The organism is Pseudomonas tremae (assembly GCF_001401155.1).
Taxonomy (GTDB): Bacteria; Pseudomonadota; Gammaproteobacteria; order Pseudomonadales; family Pseudomonadaceae; genus Aquipseudomonas; species Aquipseudomonas tremae.
On sequence record NZ_LJRO01000434.1, the window covers coordinates 1 to 489 of the forward strand.

Annotated in this window: 1 protein-coding gene; it reads right to left on the reverse strand. The window is 51.9% G+C overall.

The window, feature by feature from the left end; all coding sequences use genetic code 11:
- Positions 1–74: 74 nt before the first annotated feature.
- The coding region (locus ALO43_RS23480; protein ID WP_054998150.1) for an REP-associated tyrosine transposase at positions 75–489 on the reverse strand (415 nt) is incomplete at its 5' end.

Genomic DNA, 489 nt, shown 5'->3' on the forward strand with positions numbered 1-489 from the left:
GTATAGCCGCTGAAAATCAATTGATCCGTTAATCCGCCTTCGCGAGCAAGCCCGCTCCCACAGGGTCGTTATTTTCAAAGCCAAATTGCGTCCCATAAGGGATAATCACGCACGCTTTTGACCAAGCCGGCTCGAACAGGATTGGCAACAATATAACGGGCGAAATTTAAAAGGCTTTCTTCAGTGCGGATGCCTACGTCGTGGTATCCGCTTTGCCAAAAAGGTCCACTGCAGCCGCTGGCTCTGTTTATGGTGATCGCGCTTTTCGATTTGACGCGCTGTACAACTCTGGATAACGAGTGGCTATTCAACTGCAGCAGCCAGTGAATATGGTCCGGCATGACGACCCACGCTAATGAATCGGCCAGTTGCTGCTCCTGGACTTGCCGAAGCTCATCGACGAAGAGACGCCCCATGCGCCAGTCAGAAAAAGCAGGTTTTCTCTGGAGTGTTTTCGCGGTGACCCGATAAATCTGGCCTGTACCGGAG